This is a genomic window from Stenotrophomonas sp. STEN020 (genome assembly GCF_056760195.1).
Window position 1 is genome coordinate 12,575 of sequence record NZ_JBRREI010000020.1, and the last position, 20,073, is coordinate 32,647.

Genomic DNA, 20,073 nt, shown 5'->3' on the forward strand with positions numbered 1-20,073 from the left:
GGCGATTGCCAGCTTGCACATCAGCTTTGGGCTGGATCAGCCGGCAGCTCATGCTGGCTACGCAGCTTCTTCTTGTTGATTTTGCCCACGCTGGTGCGTTCTATCGCATCGACGAAGCTGACGCGGTCGGGGATCGCGTAGCGGGAGATGTCGCCTGCGCGGCTGCGGGCGGCGACCAGCTCGATGATCTCGGCTTCGGTAACCGTGCTGCCTGCGTGCCTGACCACCAACGGCAGCGGTCGCTCGCCCCATTTGGCATCGGCAATGCCGATCACCGCGACTTCATTGACCGCCGGGTGCATGGCGATGATGTCCTCCAGTGCGAGTGACGAGATCCATTCACCGCCGGTCTTGATCACGTCCTTGATGCGGTCGGTGACGCGCAGGTAGCCGCCGCTATCAATGTTGCCGATGTCGCCGGTATGCAGGTAACCACCCTCCCACAACGTGGCCGAGGCCTCTGGATTGTGTAGATAGCCTTGGGTGAGCCAAGGTGCGCGCACCACCACTTCGCCGGTGGCGATGCCATCGTGGGCGACTTCGTTCATGTCCTCGTCGACGATGCGCAGGTCCACCAACGGTATCGGGATGCCGGCCTTGGTGCGCAACGACAGCTCTTCGTCGGTACCGGCCAAGGCGTCGGCATCGATCTGCGCGAGGGTCAGTACTGGGCAGGTTTCGGACATGCCGTAGCCGCCGAAGATATCGATGCCGCGCGCCAATGCCTGCTGGCAAAGTGCACGTGGCAATGCTGCGCCGCCGATGATGACCTTCCAGCCGCGCAGGTCGGTATCTGCTGAAGTTGGATGCGCAAGCAGCATATGCAGAATGGTTGGCACGCAGTGCGAGAACGTCACTTTCTCGCGCGCGATCAGTTCCAGCAGCTTGCCTGGAAGGTAGCGGCCCGGGTAGACCTGTTTTATGCCCATCAGCGTGGCCACATACGGCACGCCCCATGCGTGGACATGGAACATCGGGGTGATCGGCATGTAGACATCATCACGATGCAGGCGACCTTGGCTGGGCGCGCTTCCCAGTGCAGCCATTGCCGCCAGCGAATGCAGCACCAACTGTCGGTGACTGAAGTAGACCCCCTTGGGCAGACCAGTGGTGCCGGTCGTATAGAACATGGTGGCGCGGGTGTTTTCATCGAAGTCGGGGAAATTGCTGATCGGCTCGGCTTGCTTCAGGCCCACTTCGTACTCGGTGACAAAGCCATCCGGCAGCGGGCCGCCTTCATCGTCCAGCAGGACTCGTGTGCGCAGATCCGGCAGCTGTTCATTGATGCTCGCCAGCACCGACAGGAACTCGCGGTTGGCCAGGATCACCCGCGCGCTACTGTGATTCAGCGTATAGGCGATCTGTTCCGGGGCCAGACGAACGTTCACCATCATCAGCACGGCGCCGATCATCGGTACTGCGAAATAGCTTTCCAGATAACGGTTGCTGTCCCAGTCCATCACCGCCACGGTGTCGCCGGGTTTCACGCCCAGTGAGGTCAATAGACCGGCCAGCTGGCCGATGCGCGCCTGCAACGTGCGGTAGCTGTAGCGGACCTTGTCGCCGTAGACGATCTCCTGATCAGGATTCACCGCCAGTGGTGTGTGCAGCAGCTGTTTGATCAGCAGCGGATAGGCGTAGGCGCTGGATTCTGCTTGGTCGGAGCGTGTAACGAATGACATCTGGATATCCTGGTTGGCAGCGCGTCAGCGGCCTGAGACTGCGGGAATGGACAGCTGCGAGCGCTGCAACGGTGCTTCCGCACGCGGGGTTGGCTGGATCAGTGCATCCTGTGGCAGGGCGCGCGCTGGATCTTCAAGGTGATCCCATACTTGGTCCATTGCCGCGAACATGTAGGGCAGCAGCGGTACATAGCGCTTGCGGTAGTCCGGGAAGGCCAGCAGCGAGTCGAAGTGCTGGCCGTTGCTTACCCGCCAATAGGCGATCTGTGCGCCGGCCTTGCGTGCCAGCGGCACGTAACGGTCGCTGGTCATGCTGATCGGTACCAACCCGTCGTCGGTGCCGTGGATGACCACGATAGGCAGGCCGCGACGGGGTGCTTTGGCGGCTGCGTCAGCGATGCCTGCGCGTACGCGCTTGGCATCGGTGCTGTCGCCAGCGCCGAGTGCACGCAGGCAGTTCAGCCCGTGCAGCGGATCATCCGCCGATTGGGCGGCATTGCCGTCCACCAGCACAACGCCACTGCCCGGCGGAATGCCGCTGGCTTCGCTCCACCAGCTTGCGCGCAGCTCGGCGGTCGCAGGAACGGGCTTGCCGTCCGCACCGACAGCAGAGTAGCTGTAAGCGCAGGGATGTTCGCCCGCGCCGTAGCGACCATAAGCTGATGCATAGGTAACCGCGATTGCACGCCACAGATCGAATCCAGTAGAGAACGCACCGGCGCGCAGCGCGCCATCGCTGAGCCCCGCGTCGGCGAGTTGCTGGCGTGCCGACTGTGCCTGTGCGGCGGTGTCATCGCCTTGCACCAGCCCGGCCGATTTCAGGACGGCACAGCGCTGCGTCCATGCCGGCGCCGCCTGTGCCTGCATCGGCGGTTGCGGTAGATCATCAAGCGCAAGCAGCGCGCAGGGCATCAGCAGCGCTGACTGGGTGACGAAGTCGTAGAGCGGCGGTGCGCCGGCAACCGAGACGTTCGGCTCGCCAGCCACCATGGCATCGAACCAGTCGCCTTCGATCTCGGCTGCGCGCAGCACCGCGCCACCACCATTGGAAACGCCTACGCCCAGCGTGCGCGTGTTTGCCGGGGTGAACGGTGCCGATTGCGGGTAGGCGCGGTCCAGTGCCTGCAGGCCGAACTGCAGTGCCTGCAGCAGATGCCGGCCCCAGTCCGCTTCCGGGTTGTCGCCGGAATGGGCGTGCTTGAAGGCAATGCCATGCGCGGCTTTCGCATCGGTCGGGGCGAAGGCCAGCGCGCCTTGTGTGGCAGGTGTGCCGTCAGCTTGGAAGCCACTCCTGGCGTCCAGGTCGTAATAGTCGCTGCCGGTGCCCTTGTCGGTATAGGCGACAGCGCAGCCATGGGCCAGGCCCCAGCTGCCAGCAACCGAAATCGCACCATAGATGCCGCGCGAGCCGGACGAGGCCGTCGCTACCAGGCAGCGTCGCTTTGGATCGAAGTTATCGGGTATCTGCACCAGCACGCGATGGGGTTGGCGGGCGCCGGGGATGCGCGCGTAGGCCGAGAACTCCCGGCCCGGTGCCGCCTGCAGGTTGCCGTAGACATCGCCAAAGCCACCGCCTGGGGTGAGGTCGGCGATGCCGCGCCAGCTGCTCCAGATCGCCCGGCGCCGGGCTTCTTCTGCGGTCGGCTGGCCCGGGCTGGCGAATGCCGGGGCGGCAGTGGCGCGCAGGCCATCGAGGCCCAACCCGGCGGTCAGCAGGTCATCGCTGCCGCGGTGCTCGGTTTCGCGCCACTGCTCGAACACGGGCGCAGCAGCGTTCGGGCCGGGCTTGGCGGCATGGGCGACGGAGACGCAGCCCAACAGCGGCAGCGCGGCGCAAAGCAGGGTAACGGGGCGGGGGATGTTCATTGCCACACACTAGCAAGCCAGTGTGTATGTGCCAGCGTACCTAGGTACCCGTGCCCGGTCGCTGGCTAATTTGCTAACCTCGCCTGGACATGCCAACCCTGCTCATTGCCGATGACCACCCCTTGTTCCGCGCTGCCTTGCACCGCGCGGCCGAAGAGGCGGTTGATGATCTGCAGATCAGCGAGGCCGATTCACTGGACAGCGTGCTGGAAGCAATCGAGAGCCAGCAGATCGACCTGATGCTGCTGGACCTGCATATGCCGGGTAATCATGGCCTTGCAGGATTGGCGACGATCCGTGCGTTGCAGCCGGGGTTGGCGATCATCATTGTCTCGGCCAATGAAGAGCCGCACGTGATCCGCCGCGCTATTGACCTTGGAGCCGCCGGCTATCTGCCCAAGAGCTCGGGGCTGGTGGACCTGCAGCAGGCCTTGCAGACCGTGCTCGATGGCGAGCGCTGGATACCGGCGATGCTGCGCGAAACCGTTGCCCGGGTTGCGCCTTTCAGCAAGGACGCCGATCTGGCCGCGCGTTTGGCCAGCCTGTCCGCGCACCAGTACAAGGTCCTGAGTCTGGTCGCCGAAGGGCTGCTCAACAAGCAGATCGCCGATCGCCTTGGCGTACAGCTGCGCACGGTCAAGGCGCATATGACCCGCATCATGGGCCGGCTGGGCGTGCGCAACCGCGCGCAGGCGATTCGCGTATTGCACGAAATGGGCCTGAACGATCCATCGCGGCAGATTGAAGAGGCGCAGGGCGCCTGACCTGCATCGCGGTCACTGGCCGATCAGCAGATCCAGCGGTGTCAGCTTCGCATCAGGTCTCGACTGTACTGCGCACAGCCAACAGATGATTGATTGCCCAGCGTAGCGCCAGCGGTTTGAAGGGCTTGTTCAACAGTGACAAGCCGACTTCACGGACCGCCTCGCGGGTGTCGCTGCCGGTGTCGGCGCTTAGGATCACGGTAGGTCGCTGTCCATGCATGGCGACAAGCCGCTTCCATAGCTGCACGCCGGTATCGTCATCATCAAGGTGGTAGTCGAACAACCACAGCGCAGCTTCGCCTGCTGACGCATCGACCGCCGTGGAGTCGCCGGCGGCGATTACATCGCAGCCCCAGGCGAGCAGCATCTGCCGCATCGCTTCCAGTGCGTCCGGATCGTTGTCGACCACCAACACCCGCGTGCCCTTGATGGTGCTGTTGCTGCCTGCAGGCGCTGCATTGCGTGAGGCTGGCGGCGGCGTTGCCCGCGACACCGTGATGGAGAACGCCGAACCACGATTGACCACGCTGTGCAGTGCCAGTGGGGCGTGCAGCAGGTCGGCGATACGGTGCGCAATTGCCAGGCCAAGGCCGAGCCCCTGGCCGTTGCTGCGGTCGCCGCGATGGAATTCCTCGAACACGACGCTCTGCTGCTCCGGGGTAATACCCGGGCCGCTGTCATGTACGCCGATTGCCAGCGTGTCGCCATTCCGGCGCACGCCCAGCAACACGCCTCCGCTACGGGTGTAACGGATGGCGTTGGCGAGGAAGTTCTGCAGTACCCGGCGTAGCAGCAGTGGATCGCTATGCACCCAGACGCGGCTGCGTACATAGCGGAACTGCAGGCCACGCGCTGCTGCCAGCACGGCGAATTCCTGTGCCAAGGGATCAAGCACGGTCGACAATGCGAACGGACGCGGATCGGCGACCAAACCGCCTGCTTCCAGGCGCGAGATGTCGAGCAGGCCCGACAGCAGATCATCGGTGGAATCCAGGGCGCCGCGGATCTGGCGCAGGAAGCTATCCAGGAACTCGGATTCGATGTGCTGTGACATCGCATCGGTGAGCAGCTGCGCGGCGTGCAGGGGTTGAATCAGGTCGTGGCCGACCGCGGTGAGGAATCGCGTCTTGGCTACGTTGGCGCGCTCGGCTTCGTGCACGGCCTGTTCCAGTCGCGCGGTGCGGTCCTGCACGCGCAGTTCCAGGGTCTCGTTACTGCGCTTGAGCGCGTCCTCGGCCATGCGGAACGCGGTGACATCGGTGAAGGTGGCGACATAGCCACCACCAGGCATCGGGTTGCCACGGATTTCGACGATGGTGTTGTCGGGGAAGATGCGCTCGGACAGATGCGGCGTGCCGCGACGCATATGCGCCATGCGCCGGGTCAGCGCCTTGCCGACGTTGTCGCCCGGCGCCTCGCTGATCTTCAGTTCTCCCAACGCCCACGCGGTGAGGTTGGCAACCGGTTGCCCGACCTGCAGCAGCTCAGGCGGGAATTTGAACAGCGCGGCATAACGACTGTTCCAGGCCACCAGCTGCAGCTGGGCATCGACCACGCTGATGCCCTGACTCATGTTTTCCAACGCGGCTTCCAGCAGGCGCTGGTTGAAGCGTAGTGCCTGAGTCGCTTCGCCGACGGCGCGGGTGACCGCATCCAGCGGCGCGGCGCCACCATCACGTGCGGCCTCGACCAGCAGCCGTGCCATGCCAGCGCCAACGACGGCGGTCAGCTCGCGTTCGATAGCGGTGACCCGGTCGTCATCCAGCATCTGCCCGTCGTGCCCGTCCATCAATTGCCGCGCCCGCTCCGGGCCGAGGAAGCGTCCGGCAGTTTTGCGCATGGACGCTGCGGCCACGGCGTCTTTCTGCAGTGGCAGCGATGGGCGTATCGCGCGCGATACCAGCGCAACCGTGATCAGGTTGACCGCCAGGCTGGCGCCCATGCTGATGGCGATGTGGCCGGGCTGCATGCGCAGCGAGAACAGCGCCAGCCAGTGCAACCCTTCGCCGCCGGTTGTTGGATCGGGTGCCGGGATCACCATCGGCAGCAACACCAGCCACAGCCAGACCAGCGAGCCCAGCACGATGCCGGCCATGATCGCAGGCGAGGGCGTGCGAGGCCGATACACCGCCAATAGTACCGCCGGTGCCAGCTGCGACAGTGCGGTGAACGACATCAGGCCGAAATCGCTGAGTGCCTCGGTGCCGCTCATCGCGCGGCTGTACAGCCACGACATCAGGAACACGGCGAGGATGCCGGCGCGGCGGAACGCCAGCACGCGTGGGCGCAGATCGGCACCTGCATCGCCGCCGCCATTCATGCCGCCCAGCAAGTGCGAACCAAAGCCGTGGTTGCCGAGCATGATCGACAAGGTCAGCCCGGACAGGATCATCATGCCGGTGGCAGCGCTCAGGCTGCCCAGGTAGGCGAGCAACGCCAGCAGGTGATGGCCGCGCTCCTGCGGCAAGGCAAGCACGTACAGATCAGGCGATACCGAGGCCCCGAGCTGCGCGGCACCAGACAGCGCCATCGGCACCGAGGGCAGGCCGATCAACAGCAGGTAGAGCGGGAACAGCCAGCGTGCGGTCTTCAGATCGGAGGACTGGCGCAGCTCGACCACGCCGACATGGAACTGATGGGGCAGGGTGAACGCGGCCATCGCGCCCAATGCGACCATGGTGATGAAGTCGGGGATAACCGCTGGCGGCGGCAGATGCGCCATCTTTTCCAGCAGCGGCGTGCCGGCGCGATGCACCGAGATTGCCGCATACAGGCCAATCGCCAGCAGCGCCGCCAACTTCAGCAGCGACTCCAGCCCCAGCGCGACCACGATGCCGCGGTTGTGCTCGGTGGCCGAGGCCTTGCGTGCGCCGAACAGCATGGTGAACGCCGCCATCGTCAGCGCGAACCAGAACGACATGTCCAGCTGCCAGCCGCTGGCGGCGAACGTGTCGCCGAGCAGCGCGCTGAGCCCCTGGCTTATGGCTTTGAGCTGCAGCGCGATATAGGGAACGATGCCGAACAGCGCGACCAGGGTGATGGTCACGCCCAAGCCCTGGTCGGTGCGCAGCCGTGCGACCACCAGATCGGCGATGGTGGCGCTGTTGTGTTGTTTGGCCAGCCGGCCCAGCCGTGCCAGGAATGGCAGACCCAAGGCGAAGATCAGCGCCATGCCGATCAAGGTCGGCGGAATCGGGAAGCCCCATTGCACGCCCTGCGAGGCAGCCCCGTAATACGTCCAGGCGGTGCAATGCACGCCCAAAGACAGGGCGTAGATGGCAGGCCAGATCCTGCCGAGACGGTGGCCTTGGCGTTCACCCCACAGGGCGACGCCGAACAGCAGCACGGTCCACGCGATGCAGGCGAACAGGACGATGGAGGGCGTCAACATCGCTCCAGTGTAGAGAGAACCGTGGCCGGCGTGCTGGCTCCCGACCATTGCTGGCCGGGAAGGTTGGCGTCAGGGTGCGATCACGATCAGTGACAGTTGCTCGGCAGCCAGTGCCACCTCGCCGCCGGGTTGCAGCTCCACGCTCTTGTGCTGGGTCAGCAGCCATTGCCCGGGCTGACGGGGCTCCAGTGAAACCAAGCGTGAGCGCACGCGGATGTCCGAGCCGCTGGGCACAGGTGCAAGAAAGCGGACCTTGTTCAAACCGTAGTTCAGCACGTGGGCGATGCCGGGGAAGCCGGTCAGGGCGGCCACGTCTTCTTCGACGGTGAGCGAGAGCAGCAGGAAGCCGTGGGCGATGGTCGTCCCGCCTGGCAAACTGGCCTGCGCGCGGACCGGATCAACGTGGATCCAGTTGTGGTCACCGGTGGCCTCGGCAAACGCATCGATGCGCGATTGCGCGATGTGGGTAGGCTTGCCAAGGCGCTCTGCTGCGGCCCATCGCTGCAATGCCTGCAGGGCATCCGGAAGTTCTTTGATTGCGTCGTTGGTGCTCATTGCAGGCGTCCAAGCAGGGCAAGGATCGCATCACGTGCCTCGGACTCGGACAGGGTCGGTGCGTGACCAACGTCCGGTACTTCGACCAGACTGGCGCTCGGCGAAGTTGCTGCCATCCGCCGTGCGACATCGGCAGGCAGGATGTCCGACAACGCACCACGTACCACCAGCACCGGCACGCGCGACGTCAGTCCGCGCACCGCCCGCCACAGTACCGGCCGCAGCAGCCACAGCACCCACGGCCGAGTGGTGCGGATGATGGCCGGGTCATAGTCCAGTTCCAGCAGGCCGTCGTCGCGCTGGCGGAAGCTGCGTGAGGCCATCGCCCGCCAGTCGTCGGTAGTGAAGCGCGGGAAGGAGGCCTTGCCGATCGATTCGGCATAGGCGGTTGCCTGCTCCAGATCCATCGGCGGCAAGGGTTTGCCGGCGTACTTGCCGATCCGCGCCAAGGCTTCGCGCGGCACCTTGGGGCCGGCATCGTTGAGCACCGCAGCTGCGATCAGCTCCGGTGCGCGCGAGGCGAGGGTGATGGTGACCAGCACACCCAGCGAGGTGCCGATGAACACCGCCTTGGCAATGTTCTGCGAACGCAGCAGCGCCACCATGTCGTCGGCGTAGGCGCGCGGGTTGTAGCTGGTCGGGTCGGGTGCACGTGCCGAACCTGCACGCCCGCGCAGGTCGACTGCAAGCACGCGCCAGCCGACGTCAGTCAGCGTTTTGGCGAGCACATCGAAGTCGGCTGCATTGCGGGTCAGGCCGGGAATGCAGACCACCGTGCCGCGGGGCGATTGCCCCGCAGCCGGTGCGTGGTCGCGCGCGTGCAGGCGCAGGCCATCGTTGCTGTTCCAGTACAGATCATCGTAAGACTGCGTCATGCAGGTGTTTCCTAGAAATCGTAACGGACGCTGAGACTGTACTGGCGCGGCGGGCCGTAGAAGCCGATCAAGGTGCCGACCGCCGGAATGTTGTAGCCGGTGGTGCGGTATTCCTTGTCTGCCAGGTTGGTGCCCTGCAGCGAGAAGGTCCAGGCGTCATTGAGCTTCCAGATCACGCCGGCATTGACCAGACCATAGCCGTCCTGACGGATCACCGGGCTCAGGTCGGTGGTCGGCCACACTTCGCTCTGGTAGCTGTAGCCAACGCGTGCGGACAGGTTGCTGCCATTGGCCAGTTCGGTGCGGTACTCCACATTCAATGCACCCGAGAACTCCGGCGCATTGGTGAACTTCATCTTGTCGGCGACGTTGACGCCACGGTCCATGTACTCGTCGTACTTGGTGTCCAGCCAGGCCAGGTTGCCGGAGATCAGCCAGTGTGCGGTCGGCAGGTACTGGTACTCGATTTCCAGGCCGTTGACGGTGCCCTTGCCGGCATTGGTGAAGTCGCCGAAGAAGGCATCGTTGACGCCGTCGCCATTGGTGTCGATGCCGGTGAACACCGACAGCTGGATGTCCTTGTACTTGTTGTGGAAGGCCGACAGGTTCAGGAACAGGCGTGAATCCAGGAAGCCCATCTTGCTGCCGATCTCGAAGCTGTCGACGGTCTCGTCATCGAACGGCTCGGCCGAGCGCGGCACGGCCACGGCGTTGGCGCGGATGTTGTAGCCGCCGGACTTGAAGCCACGTGTTGCCAGGCCGTAGACCATGATGTCTGGGGTGATCTGGTAATCCAGCGACACCTTGGGCGAGACGTTCTTGAAGTTGGTGGTCTTGTCGAAGTCGGCGGCAACTGCGATCGGTCGGGTGAAGGTGGCATCGGAGTAGAAGCGGTTCAACACGACGGCGCGCTTGTCCTCGTCGGTGTAGCGAGCACCAACATCGAGCTTGAGCTTGTTGGTCAGGTCGAAGGTCCAGTCTGCGTACAACGCGATGCTGTCGGTCAGCACCTTGCCGCGGGTATCGCCGAACTGCAGGTTGAAGAAGTTGTTGCGGATCTGCCCGCCTGCTTCACCGCTGAACTGGTACAGACCGACCACACCGCGCACGCGTCCACCGGCGTCGTAGTTGAGCTGCAGTTCGTTGCTGACCTGGCTGTCCTCGTAGAAGCCGCCGACGTCGGCCAGCTTGACCGGCGTGGTGTCGAAGTCGATGTTGGAGTGGCTGTCGGACTCGCGCTTGGCGACCACATACTTCAGTGCAATATCGTCGTTGGGCCGCCAGTTCACCGTTGCCGAAGCACCCTTGGTCTCGACGCTGTTGAGGTTCCGCATGCCCGAGCGGATGTCGTAGCGGTCATCCATCGGCGGGTAGGCCGGGGTGAACGGGTTGCGCGCCAGCATCTTGGAGCCACGCATGCCGGACTGGTCGTCGATCCAGTCCAGGGCGAACTGCACGTCGAAGTCGTCGCCTGCGTAGGCACCCAGGTTCAAGCGCGCCGCATTGATCTGCTTGTCGCTGATCGGCTGGCCATTGAAGGTGTTTTCGCCGAAGCCGTCGCGGTTCATGCTGGCCACCGCGATGCGCCCGCGCAGGCCGCTGTCGGCGCCGCCCAGCGGGCCGCCGATCGCCGCCTTGGCATCAAGCTGGTTGTAGTTGCCGGCGGTGATCTGGGCGTAACCCTCGACCTGCGTGGGCAGGCCGCGTGAGATGTACTTGATCGCGCCGCCAATGGTGTTCTTGCCGTATAGCGTGCCCTGCGGGCCGCGCAGTACTTCGATGCGTGAGACGTCGAACACGTCCAGCAGCGCACCTTGCGGGCGTGCGATATAGACATCATCCAGGTAGATGCCCACACCCGGGTCCGCGCCCCAGGTGGGATCGGACTGGCCGACGCCACGGATGTAGGCGGTGACCGTGCTGCTGGCGCCGCGCGCCGCATAGATGGTCAGGTTCGGCACCTGCGAATCGAGATCGGCGATGTCCTGCACGTTCAACTTGTCCAGCGCTTCGGAGGTGAAGGCGGTGACCGCGACCGGCACTTCCTGCAGCGTTTCCTCACGCTTACGGGCAGTAACGGTGATGCTGTCCAGGTTGGTGGCCGAAGCGGCCTTGCCCGTCGCCGGTGCAGCTGGTTGTGCTTCCTGTGCCAATACCGGCCCGGAGGCCAACAGCGCGCCGATCATCAGGCTCAAACAATTCCGCTTCATTCGGTCCTCCCCAGGCAAGTACGTTGTAGATGGCCGTATGCCACCCTCGGAGCCAAGGCTAGCGGGGTGTCTGTGTACCAGCGAGTGGACCTAGGTCCAGTCGGCAACGGCGATCAGATCAGGATACTGAGCGCCTCATCATTCGGAAGCGCCGTATGTCGTTACTGATCGTACTTGCAGCGCTGGGCTTCCTCATGCTGGTGGCCTACCGCGGTTACAGCGTGATCCTGTTCGCGCCGATTGCCGCACTCGGGGCGGTGCTGCTGACCGACCCTTCGCTGGTGGCGCCGATGTTCACCGGCTTGTTCATGGACAAGATGGTCGGCTTCCTGAAGCTCTACTTCCCGGTGTTCCTGCTGGGCGCGGTGTTCGGCAAGCTAATCGAGCTGTCTGGTTTTTCCAAATCGATAGTCGGCGCGGCGATCCGGCTGTTCGGGCCGCAGCGGGCGATGTTGTCTATCGTGCTCGTATCAGGCCTGCTTACTTACGGCGGTGTGTCGCTGTTCGTGGTGGTGTTCGCGGTGTATCCGTTTGCCGCCGAAATGTTCCGCCAGAGCAATATTCCCAAACGTCTGATTCCGGCGACGCTGGCGGTGGGCGGTTTCAGCTTCACCATGGATGCGCTGCCGGGCACGCCGCAGATCCAGAACATCATCCCGACCACGTTCTTCGGTACAGACACCTGGGCCGCGCCGGTGCTCGGCGTGCTTGGCAGCATCTTCGTGCTGACGGTAGGCATGGCCTACCTGGAGTGGCGCCGGCGCGTTGCCGTGCGCAATGGCGAGGGCTATGGCGATCCGGCGACGTTGGTCAATGAGCCGACGCCGTTCACTGGCACCAACCTCGCGCATGCGGGTATCGCGGTGTTGCCGCTGCTGCTGGTGTTCGCCTCGAACAAGCTGTTCACCCTGGGCATTCCACATTGGTATGGCGCCGAGCACAGCTTCGTGCCGTCGATCCTGGGCAAGTCCGCGCCGGTGGTGCAGGAAGTGCCGAAGATCGCCGCGATCTGGGCGGTGGAGGGCGCGTTGCTGGTCGGCATCCTGTCGGTGATGCTGCTGGCCTGGCGCCCGGTCGTAACTCAGTTTGCCGATGGCACCAAGACCGCGATCAGCGGCGCCTTGCTCGCTGCCATGAACACCGCTTCCGAATACGGTTTTGGCGCGGTCATCGCCGCGCTGCCCGGCTTCATGGTGGTGGCCAATGCCTTGGGTTCGATCAAGGATCCGTTGTTGCATGAGGCGGTCACGGTCACGGGATTGGCTGGCGTCACCGGCTCGGCCTCCGGCGGCATGAGCATCGCGCTGGCGGCGATGTCGGAGACCTTCATCGAGAACGCACAGGCCGCGGGCATTTCGATGGAAGTGCTGCACCGCGTTGCCTCGATGGCCTCCGGCGGCATGGACAGCCTGCCGCACAACGGCGCCGTGATCACGTTGCTGATGGTGACCGGGCTGACCCACCGGCAGGCCTACAAGGACATTTTCGCCGTGACCATCATCAAGACCCTGGCGGTGTTCGTGGTGATCGGCATCTATTACGCCACCGGCTGGGTTTGACGGCGGCGGTGCAACACCCTGGCGGCAACTGGTCCGCGAGGATTCCCGGTACGACTTCATCCACGACTCACGCATGAGGATCTGGTAATGAAATCTGCAACCAATACGATCAAGATCGTTCTACTGGCGCTTTGTACTTGGCTGGCAACGGCTGGCAGCGCCTTCGGCGCAGGTTCGGTAGGGCATTGGGACTTCGGTGTCTACGGCAACCTGTTTGGCAGTCGCGAGTACCAGGTGTGGGTGCCGGCGGGCTATGAGGAAACCAAGCCATTGCCGGTGCTGCTGGTACTGCACGGCTGCGTCAACGGACCCAACCTGATGGGTGAAGCCTCGGGTTTCAATGATGTCGCCGATGTCGAAGGTTTCATCGTGGTCTATCCGCGACAGAATGTTACGTCCAACCCGACGCGCTGCTGGAACTGGCAGCTGCCGATCAACCAGGCACGTGGCAGCGGTGAGGCCTCGATCCTGGCCGGCGTCGTCGATGCGGTGAAGGCCGCCTACGCCGTCGATCCGCGGCGGGTCTATGTCACCGGCATTTCCGCCGGGGGTGCGATGACCTCGATCATGCTGGCCTGCTATTCGGATGTTTTCGCTGCGGGCGCGATCCATTCCGGCGGCATGTACAAGGGCGCGACCACGGTATCGGGTAGCGCCTATGCACTTTTGGCGGGCAGCATCTACTCACCGGAAAGCAATGGCAAGCTTGCTTGGCAGTGCTCGGGTTCGCCGTCGCCGCGCCCGCTGCCGGTACTGGTGTTCCATGGCAGCGCCGATGCCACGGTCAACCCGGTCAACGGCCAGCAGGCAGTGCGTCAGTTCCTGCAGACCAACGATCTGGCCGATGACGGGCTGGACAACGATTCAGTCAAATACGTTCCGACCAGCACCATCGCCGGCCAGGTGCCGGGTGGGCGTGCTTACACGATCAAGAACTACACCTACGGTGGCAAGACTTTGGTCCAGGACTATCTCGTGCATGGCATGGGCCATGCCTGGAGCGGCAGCACCTCCGGCTTGCCGTTCACCGATCCGCAGGGGCCGGACGCGACCCTGATCACCTGGTTGTTCCTGAAAGACCAGTTGCGCTGAGCGTATCCAGCAGCAAGCCGCTGAGCGGTTGGAACGCCGGGCACCGATTGAAGCGTGTCATCGCCAGCGTGGGAGAGGTTTGCTCCTGCGCTGGCGTTCTGCTTTATGGAGGTGCCCGCTGGCAATGCCATCGAATTGCAACCTTGTGCGGTGATGATCTGCGCGCCTCATGCCGCGTCATTGGCCCTGTCCGGGCCGGGCGCAATCATCAACTGCCAACCAAGGCCATTCCATGCAGCGTCACCGCACCGTTTCTGCAGTTACCCGCGTTACCCATGATTTTCCGCGTCGCTCGCTGCTGGCCCAGGCCTGCGCATTGCTGATCCTGCCGCTGGCCGCGCAGACCGCGCTGGCCCAGGATGCCGCACCGGCCGAGGCGCGCAGCGCCGCCACGGCGCTGGATACCATCACCGTCACCGCCGAGCGCCGCGAGCAGAACCTGCAGGACGTGCCGGTGTCGGTGGGTGTGGTGCAGGGCGAAGCCCTGCGCAGCTATACCGAAGGTGCCGACGATACGCTGCTGGCGCTGTCTGGCCGCGTGCCCAGCTTCTATGCCGAAACCACCACCGGGCGCATCTTCCCGCGCTTCTATATTCGTGGCCTGGGCAATATCGATTTCTACCTCGGCGCCTCGCAGCCGGTCTCCATCATCCAGGACGACGTGGTGCTGGAGCATGTCGTGCTGAAGTCCAATCCGGTCTATGACGTGGACCAGGTCGAAGTGCTGCGCGGCCCGCAGGGCTCGTTGTTCGGCCGCAACACCACCGCCGGCATCGTCAAGTTCGACACGGCCAAGCCAAGCCAGGACCCGAGCGGCCGGGTCAACGTGAGCTACGGCAGCTACAACACGGTCGCCATCGACGGCGGCATGGGCGGCGCGATCAATGATGTGCTGTCCTACCGCGTGTCGACCCTGTACCAGCACCGCGACGATTGGGTGGACAACACCTATCGCGGCCCCAGCGCCGATGGCACGGTGACGCCGAAGAACGACACGATGGGCGGCTACGACGACCGCAACCTGCGCCTGCAGCTGCTGTACAAGCCGAATGAGCAGTTCTCGTTGCTCGGTTCCGTGCATACCCGCGACTATGAAGGCACCTCCACCCTGTTCCTGCGCAATGCGCTGGTTAAGGGCAGCAACCGCGTCGATGTGCCGCGCGACAAGGTCGCCTTCGATGAGGCCGACAACAACCCGCAGGCCTACAAGACCCACGGTGGCTCGCTGAAGGCGACCTACGACTTCGGCAACACCACGCTGACCTCGATCAGCGCCTACGAGACCACCTCCGGCTACAGCCGTGGCGATACCGACGGCGGTGCGGCGGCGAACTATCCGGTCAATGGCCTGCCCAACGGCTATGGCCAGTCGATGGGCCAGGTGCAGGATCTGGACCAGTTTACCCAGGAGCTGCGTCTGGCCTCCAATGCCACCGATCCGCTGTCATGGCAGGTTGGCGCGTTCTACTTCGACGGCCGCGACACCACCGATTTCTACCAGCGCGCCTGGTTCCTCAACACGCCGGCCCGCAATCCCAACAACTGGGTGCGCCTGCGCAACATCAATACCTCGTGGGCAGGCTTCGGCCAGGTGAGCTGGAAGGCCACCGATGCGTTGACGCTGACCGCAGGCATCCGCGCGACCAAGGACGAGAAGAGCACGCGTCTGCTGAAGACCGCCAACACCGCTGCCGGGTCGGTGACCTACAAGGGCCGTCACAACGTCGAGATGTCGGACACGCAGCCGAGCTGGGACCTGAGCGCTATGTATGAGGTCAGCCCGGAGCTGAGCCTCTACGCACGCGTTGCGCGCGGCTTCCGAGGCCCGACCATCCAGGGCCGCTCGGCGGTATTCAATGCTGATTTCACCACCGCTGATTCGGAAACCATCCTGTCCTGGGAAGCCGGCATCAAGAGCAGCTTGTTCGACAACCGCCTGCGTCTGAACGTCAGCGGCTTCACCTATACCGTCAACGACATCCAGCTCAACGGTAACGACTCCAATGGCAACGGCGTGTTGTTCAATGCCGACAAGGCGCGCGCCTATGGCCTGGAAGCCGACATGGATTGGCGCCCGATCCCGAACCTGTCGCTGACCGCCGGCCTGAGCCTGCTGCACAGCGAGATCCAGGACAAGCGCGTGTATGCACAGGTCTGTGCGTTGAATGGTGTGGTGGTGTGTACGGTCAACGACCCGACCATCAAGATCGGCAGCAATGTCTACGCGCAGATCGACGGCAACCCGTTGCCGAATGCGCCCAAATACAACTTGAACCTGGCCGCGCGTTACGACATTCCGGTGGGTGATGATGGCGCAGTGTTCTTCGCCACCGATTGGAACAAGCAGGGCGAGACCCAGTTCGTGCTGTACGACAGCAAGGAGTTCTACTCCAAGGGCAACTTTGAAGGTGGCCTGCGCGTTGGCTATACCGGCGGCTACGGTGCCTGGGAAGTGGCGGCGTTCGCCCGCAACATCACCAACGAGAAGAACCTCAAGGGTGTGATCGAGAACTACATGGCGGCGGTCTACAACGACCCGCGCATTATCGGCGTCTCGTTCAACTACAACTGGCGCTGAGCTTTGCTTGAAGCCCTTCTCCCGCGAGCGGGAGAGGGGGTGGGGTGAGGGGGCGGTGCGAAGCAACGTGCAGTTGCGCTTTGTTTCGGCAGTGCTGCGGGAAAAGCAGGGGCTGGAAGCCCAAAGCCGCCCTCATCCGCCCCTTCGGAGCACCTTCTCCCGTAAACGGGAGAAGGGAAAAGGCCAAGGCCAAGGCCAAAGCCAAGGCCAAAGCCAAGCCCAAAGCCAAAGCCAAAGCCAAAGCCCAAGCCAAAGCCGAAGCCCAAAGCCGAAGCCTAAAGCCGGCTCCGGATGCCTGATCAGGCCATCCCCGCACCCACGGTCGCCCGAACCGGAATCCCCGCTGGATCAAACTCCTCCAGGCAGAACACATTTACCCCGTAGTAGTCCGGGGTAACCCGCTTGCGGTGGAACGGATAGATGCCGCAGGTGCCGCAGAAATAGTGGTGCGCGGTCATCGTGTGGAACTGATACTGCACCAGCGCCTCCTGCCCGGAAAGCAGCTCGAACGCGGATTCATGCACCTTCACCATCAGTGCGTTCTTGCGTCGGCAGATCGAGCAATCGCAGGTGGTGAGTTCCGGGAAGTCGGTTTGAATGCGGAAGCTGACAGCGCCGCAATGGCAGCTGCCCTGGTAGGTTTGCAGGGGGCGGTGGGACACGCGTATCTCCAGAAACAAAACGAGCGGCCAGACAAGGCTTGGATCATACTCAGCCCATCATCGGACGGGTGGGGATAGGGTGATGCGCGCATTCCTGAGAGGCCTGCTTGCGGTGGTGCTGGGCTTGATCGCCGGCAGCGCGGTGAACATGGGGCTGATCCTGCTCGGTGGCCAGTTGCTGCCACCACCACCCGGTATGGATCTCACCACTACTGAAGGTTTGCAGGTGGCGATGCCCTTGCTGGAGCCGCGACATTTCCTGTTTCCCTTCCTCGCCCATGCGCTGGGTACGTTCGCAGGAGCGCTGCTGGCAACCTGGATTGTCGGACGAGTCAGCAAAGTTCCGGCGGTGCTGATCGGCCTGCTGTTCCTGGTGGGCGGCGTCGCCAGCTGTTTCATGCTACCGGCGCCGCGTTGGTTCGAAGTGTTGGACGTGCTGTTGGCCTACATCCCATTCGCCTGGTTGGGTTACCAGATCGCAAAGAAGCCCAGGGTTGTGGGAGCGGCGTAAGCCGCGAAGCTGACAATCCAAACCCAACCGCTTCTTTCGCAATTGCAGATGTTTGCCTGTCGGTCCCGGTACGAGCTTCGCGGCTTACGCCGTTCCCACAATTCCCTCGGGTTGTGGCAACGCCTGCCCGAAACACAGCACATTGCCAGCTGGATCAGTGATATTGAAATCGCGCATGCCGTACGGTCGGTCGGCAATGGCGACGGTGATGACCACGCCTGCGGCTTGCAGTTGCGCGTGATAGCTGTCGATTCCATCGATATGCAGGTACAACCGGCTGATACCACCGGGCTTTGCATCGGCACGACTGGCGAGCGTCAGCTCAACCTCATCGCGACACACCGCCGCCAATTCGGCAGGTTCACCCCATTCCCATGCCTGCGTGAAGCCGAGTTTTTCGATGTAGAAAGCCAGAGTCGCCGGCAGGTCGTTGGTGCCGAGGAATGGGGATACGGAGTGGAAGCGGGTTGCACTCATGACGAGACTCCAGTTGATGGGACGGCAACCGCGATCTCACGCTTGGACGACTGACAAGACACGATTGACAGTATGTGGAAAGGCTTCAAGCGCCGCGTATCGTCTTTGCGTAGCTGTCACGGTCAATATCCACAACTTCAACACTGATCTGCAGTTCAGTTTGCGACGCACCGATGGCCGACTCCAACGACGCCAGCACGATGTTGGCGATATTGCGTTTGATCTCATCACTGCGACCACTGAGCATTGCCAGCCGTGCGGCGACAAAGCCGCGCGGGCTGTCGTTGGTGCCAACCGCAAAGCATTCAAATGGCAGGGCGCGGGACTTGATGTCCGCTTCCTCGAACTGGCCGGTGCCGAGCAGCGCGTGATTGACGTTCCGCAGTATTGCGGGGGTGATCGCGGCGCTGAGATTGCTGCTGAATTCGATGGTCAGGTGGGGCATGGTGAGCTCGTTGTCAGGGATGCGGGGATGGCAGCAGCGCATTGATGCGCTGAATCATCGCATCAGGGTAGTCGATGTGGGTTGGTGTATCGGCGAGCGGTGCGCCGGCATTGGCATCGCGCAAGCTTGCATCGAGCCCACTTTTGGGTAGATAGATCGGTGCCGTCACCGAGAAGCCGTGCTCAGGCAGGCGGCCGTGGACGGCGCGATAGAGCTGGATGGCATCAAGCAGGGTCAGCGCCGGGCCCGGGTGCATGCCGTCAGCGTCATACCACTGCAGGTCGGGGGCTGCGGCCGAGGCGCTACGCAGTGCCTCGGAGATTGCTATATAGGGAATGCCGGCCTGTTCGGCGGCTGCTGTTTCCTTGGCGATCAGGCGGGCAGATGCGGCCGGTTGTGCCTGATAGCTGCCGAGTAGCAGGACACGTGCACCGGCGTCGCTACCTGCCTTCGCCAGTGTACTGATCGCTGCCTGCGATTTTGTGCAGGCAGATTGGTCCGGCCAGCACAGCAGGGCGCCGCCTTGTTCCTGCAGGATCAGCAGCTGCGGGTGATGCTCGCTCAGTGCGCGTTGTACTGAGCCATCGGCAACCCGTTGGTCGAGCAGCGCGCCGCCTTTGACGATCATCTGGCTGTGCACTGGGTGACCATTGGCGGTGCTCAGTGCCGCGTACGTGGCTGGCAGGTTGCCAACGTAGATCAGGCTGTTGCCGACGAACAGCGCCTTTGTCGGCGGCGGTGCGGGTTCGGCCGAGCAGGCGGTGAATACAAACAGCAGCGATAACAGCGAGATCCATCTGCGCATTTCTGGTCCTTTGGTATTGGCTGTTGGCTGAGCGGGTGTGACCCTTGTTGCCAGTCGATGGTTCCCGTCGCCAGCTTTTTCCGTTGTTTTGTTCTGCATCGATCCGCAGGCTATCAAACAGCGGAGGTTTGAGTGGTGGCGGTTCCTACTTGATGAAGGGGGCCATCCCAACCCTCGCTGAACTTTGGTAGCGCATCGTCGATATCGAGTGCCCGATAGGCATAGAAAATGTGCAGTGTGGGCGCGTGTTCCGCAGGTAGATCGCCGTCATGCGCGTCAGCGATCAAGCTGGTGCGGATCACCGCCATATCCAAGCGGTTGCTGCCGTAAAGCGTCTGTCCACAGCTGATGCAGTAGTGTCGTCGCATCTGCAGGTGCGGATGCTGGTGGGTGCACAGCAGAGCGTGGCCTTTGACGATGCTCAAGGCTTCGCTGGGCCAGGCATTGGCAGACAACACGGGCAGTCCGTAGAACTGCTGGCATGCGCGGCAATGACAGTAGGCGCGAGCAGCAGGTGCGCCCTCCACGCGGATGCCGACCTGGCCACAATCACAATGAATATCGAAGGTTTGCTTGTTCTGCACCGGGGATTCCTTTCAGT

Annotated in this window: 16 protein-coding genes; 5 read left to right on the forward strand and 11 right to left on the reverse strand. The window is 63.3% G+C overall.

Annotation, left to right across the window (positions count from 1 at the left end):
- Positions 1-20 precede the first annotated feature (20 nt).
- Both ACVOLZ_RS10465 and ACVOLZ_RS10470 read right to left on the reverse strand, forming a co-directional pair.
- On the reverse strand, positions 21-1,682 hold the full coding sequence (locus ACVOLZ_RS10465; protein WP_481516070.1) for a fatty acid--CoA ligase: 1,662 nt from the start codon (positions 1,680-1,682) through the stop codon (positions 21-23).
- Positions 1,683-1,706: 24 nt separating this feature from the next.
- Entirely contained in the window at positions 1,707-3,548 is a 1,842-nt protein-coding gene (locus ACVOLZ_RS10470) for a 3-hydroxybutyrate oligomer hydrolase family protein (protein WP_481516071.1), read from the reverse strand.
- A gap of 89 nt (positions 3,549-3,637) precedes the next feature.
- Between ACVOLZ_RS10470 and ACVOLZ_RS10475 the strand changes: the two genes are divergently transcribed.
- On the forward strand, positions 3,638-4,312 hold the full coding sequence (locus ACVOLZ_RS10475; protein WP_481516072.1) for a response regulator transcription factor: 675 nt from the start codon (positions 3,638-3,640) through the stop codon (positions 4,310-4,312).
- 52 nt (positions 4,313-4,364) lie between these two features.
- Here the strand turns inward: ACVOLZ_RS10475 and ACVOLZ_RS10480 are convergent, their stop codons facing one another.
- The 4 genes from ACVOLZ_RS10480 to ACVOLZ_RS10495 form a co-directional block, all read right to left on the reverse strand.
- Complete coding sequence (locus tag ACVOLZ_RS10480) at positions 4,365-7,703, reverse strand: hybrid sensor histidine kinase/response regulator (RefSeq protein ID WP_481516073.1); 3,339 nt, start codon at positions 7,701-7,703, stop codon at positions 4,365-4,367.
- A gap of 69 nt (positions 7,704-7,772) precedes the next feature.
- Positions 7,773-8,258 (reverse strand): MaoC family dehydratase, encoded by a 486-nt coding sequence (locus ACVOLZ_RS10485; protein ID WP_481516074.1) that lies wholly within the window; start codon positions 8,256-8,258, stop codon positions 7,773-7,775.
- On the reverse strand, positions 8,255-9,133 hold the full coding sequence (locus ACVOLZ_RS10490; RefSeq protein ID WP_481516075.1) for an alpha/beta fold hydrolase: 879 nt from the start codon (positions 9,131-9,133) through the stop codon (positions 8,255-8,257). The genes ACVOLZ_RS10485 and ACVOLZ_RS10490 overlap by 4 nt, the downstream gene beginning before the upstream one ends.
- 11 nt (positions 9,134-9,144) lie before the next feature.
- Positions 9,145-11,343 carry a TonB-dependent receptor gene (locus ACVOLZ_RS10495; RefSeq protein ID WP_481516076.1) on the reverse strand — a complete coding sequence of 733 codons (2,199 nt, stop codon included), beginning with the start codon at positions 11,341-11,343 and terminating at the stop codon, positions 9,145-9,147.
- Positions 11,344-11,498: 155 nt separating this feature from the next.
- Here ACVOLZ_RS10495 and ACVOLZ_RS10500 point away from each other — a divergent pair, with 155 nt between their 5' ends.
- The 3 genes from ACVOLZ_RS10500 to ACVOLZ_RS10510 all read left to right on the forward strand — a co-directional run bounded on the left by ACVOLZ_RS10500 (position 11,499) and on the right by ACVOLZ_RS10510 (position 16,572).
- Positions 11,499-12,902 carry a GntP family permease gene (locus ACVOLZ_RS10500; RefSeq protein WP_481516077.1) on the forward strand — a complete coding sequence of 468 codons (1,404 nt, stop codon included), beginning with the start codon at positions 11,499-11,501 and terminating at the stop codon, positions 12,900-12,902.
- Between the two features lie 87 nt (positions 12,903-12,989).
- Positions 12,990-13,994, forward strand: coding sequence for an extracellular catalytic domain type 1 short-chain-length polyhydroxyalkanoate depolymerase (locus ACVOLZ_RS10505; protein WP_481516078.1), 1,005 nt, complete (start codon positions 12,990-12,992; stop codon positions 13,992-13,994).
- A gap of 232 nt (positions 13,995-14,226) precedes the next feature.
- A complete protein-coding gene (locus tag ACVOLZ_RS10510; RefSeq protein WP_481516079.1) occupies positions 14,227-16,572 on the forward strand; it encodes a TonB-dependent receptor in 2,346 nt (781 codons plus the stop codon).
- 299 nt (positions 16,573-16,871) lie between these two features.
- Here the strand turns inward: ACVOLZ_RS10510 and ACVOLZ_RS10515 are convergent, their stop codons facing one another.
- Entirely contained in the window at positions 16,872-17,234 is a 363-nt protein-coding gene (locus tag ACVOLZ_RS10515) for a GFA family protein (RefSeq protein ID WP_481516080.1), read from the reverse strand.
- Positions 17,235-17,316: 82 nt separating this feature from the next.
- Here ACVOLZ_RS10515 and ACVOLZ_RS10520 point away from each other — a divergent pair, with 82 nt between their 5' ends.
- Positions 17,317-17,745 (forward strand): hypothetical protein, encoded by a 429-nt coding sequence (locus ACVOLZ_RS10520; RefSeq protein WP_481516081.1) that lies wholly within the window; start codon positions 17,317-17,319, stop codon positions 17,743-17,745.
- A gap of 84 nt (positions 17,746-17,829) precedes the next feature.
- Here the strand turns inward: ACVOLZ_RS10520 and ACVOLZ_RS10525 are convergent, their stop codons facing one another.
- The 4 genes from ACVOLZ_RS10525 to ACVOLZ_RS10540 all read right to left on the reverse strand — a co-directional run bounded on the left by ACVOLZ_RS10525 (position 17,830) and on the right by ACVOLZ_RS10540 (position 20,056).
- Positions 17,830-18,222: a glyoxalase superfamily protein gene (locus tag ACVOLZ_RS10525; RefSeq protein WP_481516082.1), complete on the reverse strand. Its 393-nt coding sequence runs from the start codon at positions 18,220-18,222 to the stop codon at positions 17,830-17,832.
- Positions 18,223-18,307: 85 nt separating this feature from the next.
- A complete protein-coding gene (locus ACVOLZ_RS10530; protein WP_481516083.1) occupies positions 18,308-18,667 on the reverse strand; it encodes a 5-carboxymethyl-2-hydroxymuconate Delta-isomerase in 360 nt (119 codons plus the stop codon).
- A 13-nt stretch (positions 18,668-18,680) separates the two neighbouring features.
- A complete protein-coding gene (locus tag ACVOLZ_RS10535) occupies positions 18,681-19,472 on the reverse strand; it encodes a hypothetical protein (protein ID WP_481516084.1) in 792 nt (263 codons plus the stop codon).
- A gap of 113 nt (positions 19,473-19,585) precedes the next feature.
- Entirely contained in the window at positions 19,586-20,056 is a 471-nt protein-coding gene (locus ACVOLZ_RS10540) for a GFA family protein (RefSeq protein WP_481516085.1), read from the reverse strand.
- Positions 20,057-20,073 lie beyond the last annotated feature (17 nt).

Coding starts and splice junctions, on each gene's coding strand:
- ACVOLZ_RS10465 (WP_481516070.1), bottom strand. CDS start 1,682: ATGTCATTCGTTACACGCTCCGACCAAGCAGAATCCAGCGCCTACGCC.
- ACVOLZ_RS10470 (WP_481516071.1), bottom strand. CDS start 3,548: ATGAACATCCCCCGCCCCGTTACCCTGCTTTGCGCCGCGCTGCCGCTG.
- ACVOLZ_RS10475 (WP_481516072.1), top strand. CDS start 3,638: ATGCCAACCCTGCTCATTGCCGATGACCACCCCTTGTTCCGCGCTGCC.
- ACVOLZ_RS10480 (WP_481516073.1), bottom strand. CDS start 7,703: ATGTTGACGCCCTCCATCGTCCTGTTCGCCTGCATCGCGTGGACCGTG.
- ACVOLZ_RS10485 (WP_481516074.1), bottom strand. CDS start 8,258: ATGAGCACCAACGACGCAATCAAAGAACTTCCGGATGCCCTGCAGGCA.
- ACVOLZ_RS10490 (WP_481516075.1), bottom strand. CDS start 9,133: ATGACGCAGTCTTACGATGATCTGTACTGGAACAGCAACGATGGCCTG.
- ACVOLZ_RS10495 (WP_481516076.1), bottom strand. CDS start 11,343: ATGAAGCGGAATTGTTTGAGCCTGATGATCGGCGCGCTGTTGGCCTCC.
- ACVOLZ_RS10500 (WP_481516077.1), top strand. CDS start 11,499: ATGTCGTTACTGATCGTACTTGCAGCGCTGGGCTTCCTCATGCTGGTG.
- ACVOLZ_RS10505 (WP_481516078.1), top strand. CDS start 12,990: ATGAAATCTGCAACCAATACGATCAAGATCGTTCTACTGGCGCTTTGT.
- ACVOLZ_RS10510 (WP_481516079.1), top strand. CDS start 14,227: ATGCAGCGTCACCGCACCGTTTCTGCAGTTACCCGCGTTACCCATGAT.
- ACVOLZ_RS10520 (WP_481516081.1), top strand. CDS start 17,317: ATGCGCGCATTCCTGAGAGGCCTGCTTGCGGTGGTGCTGGGCTTGATC.
- ACVOLZ_RS10525 (WP_481516082.1), bottom strand. CDS start 18,222: ATGAGTGCAACCCGCTTCCACTCCGTATCCCCATTCCTCGGCACCAAC.
- ACVOLZ_RS10530 (WP_481516083.1), bottom strand. CDS start 18,667: ATGCCCCACCTGACCATCGAATTCAGCAGCAATCTCAGCGCCGCGATC.
- ACVOLZ_RS10535 (WP_481516084.1), bottom strand. CDS start 19,472: ATGCGCAGATGGATCTCGCTGTTATCGCTGCTGTTTGTATTCACCGCC.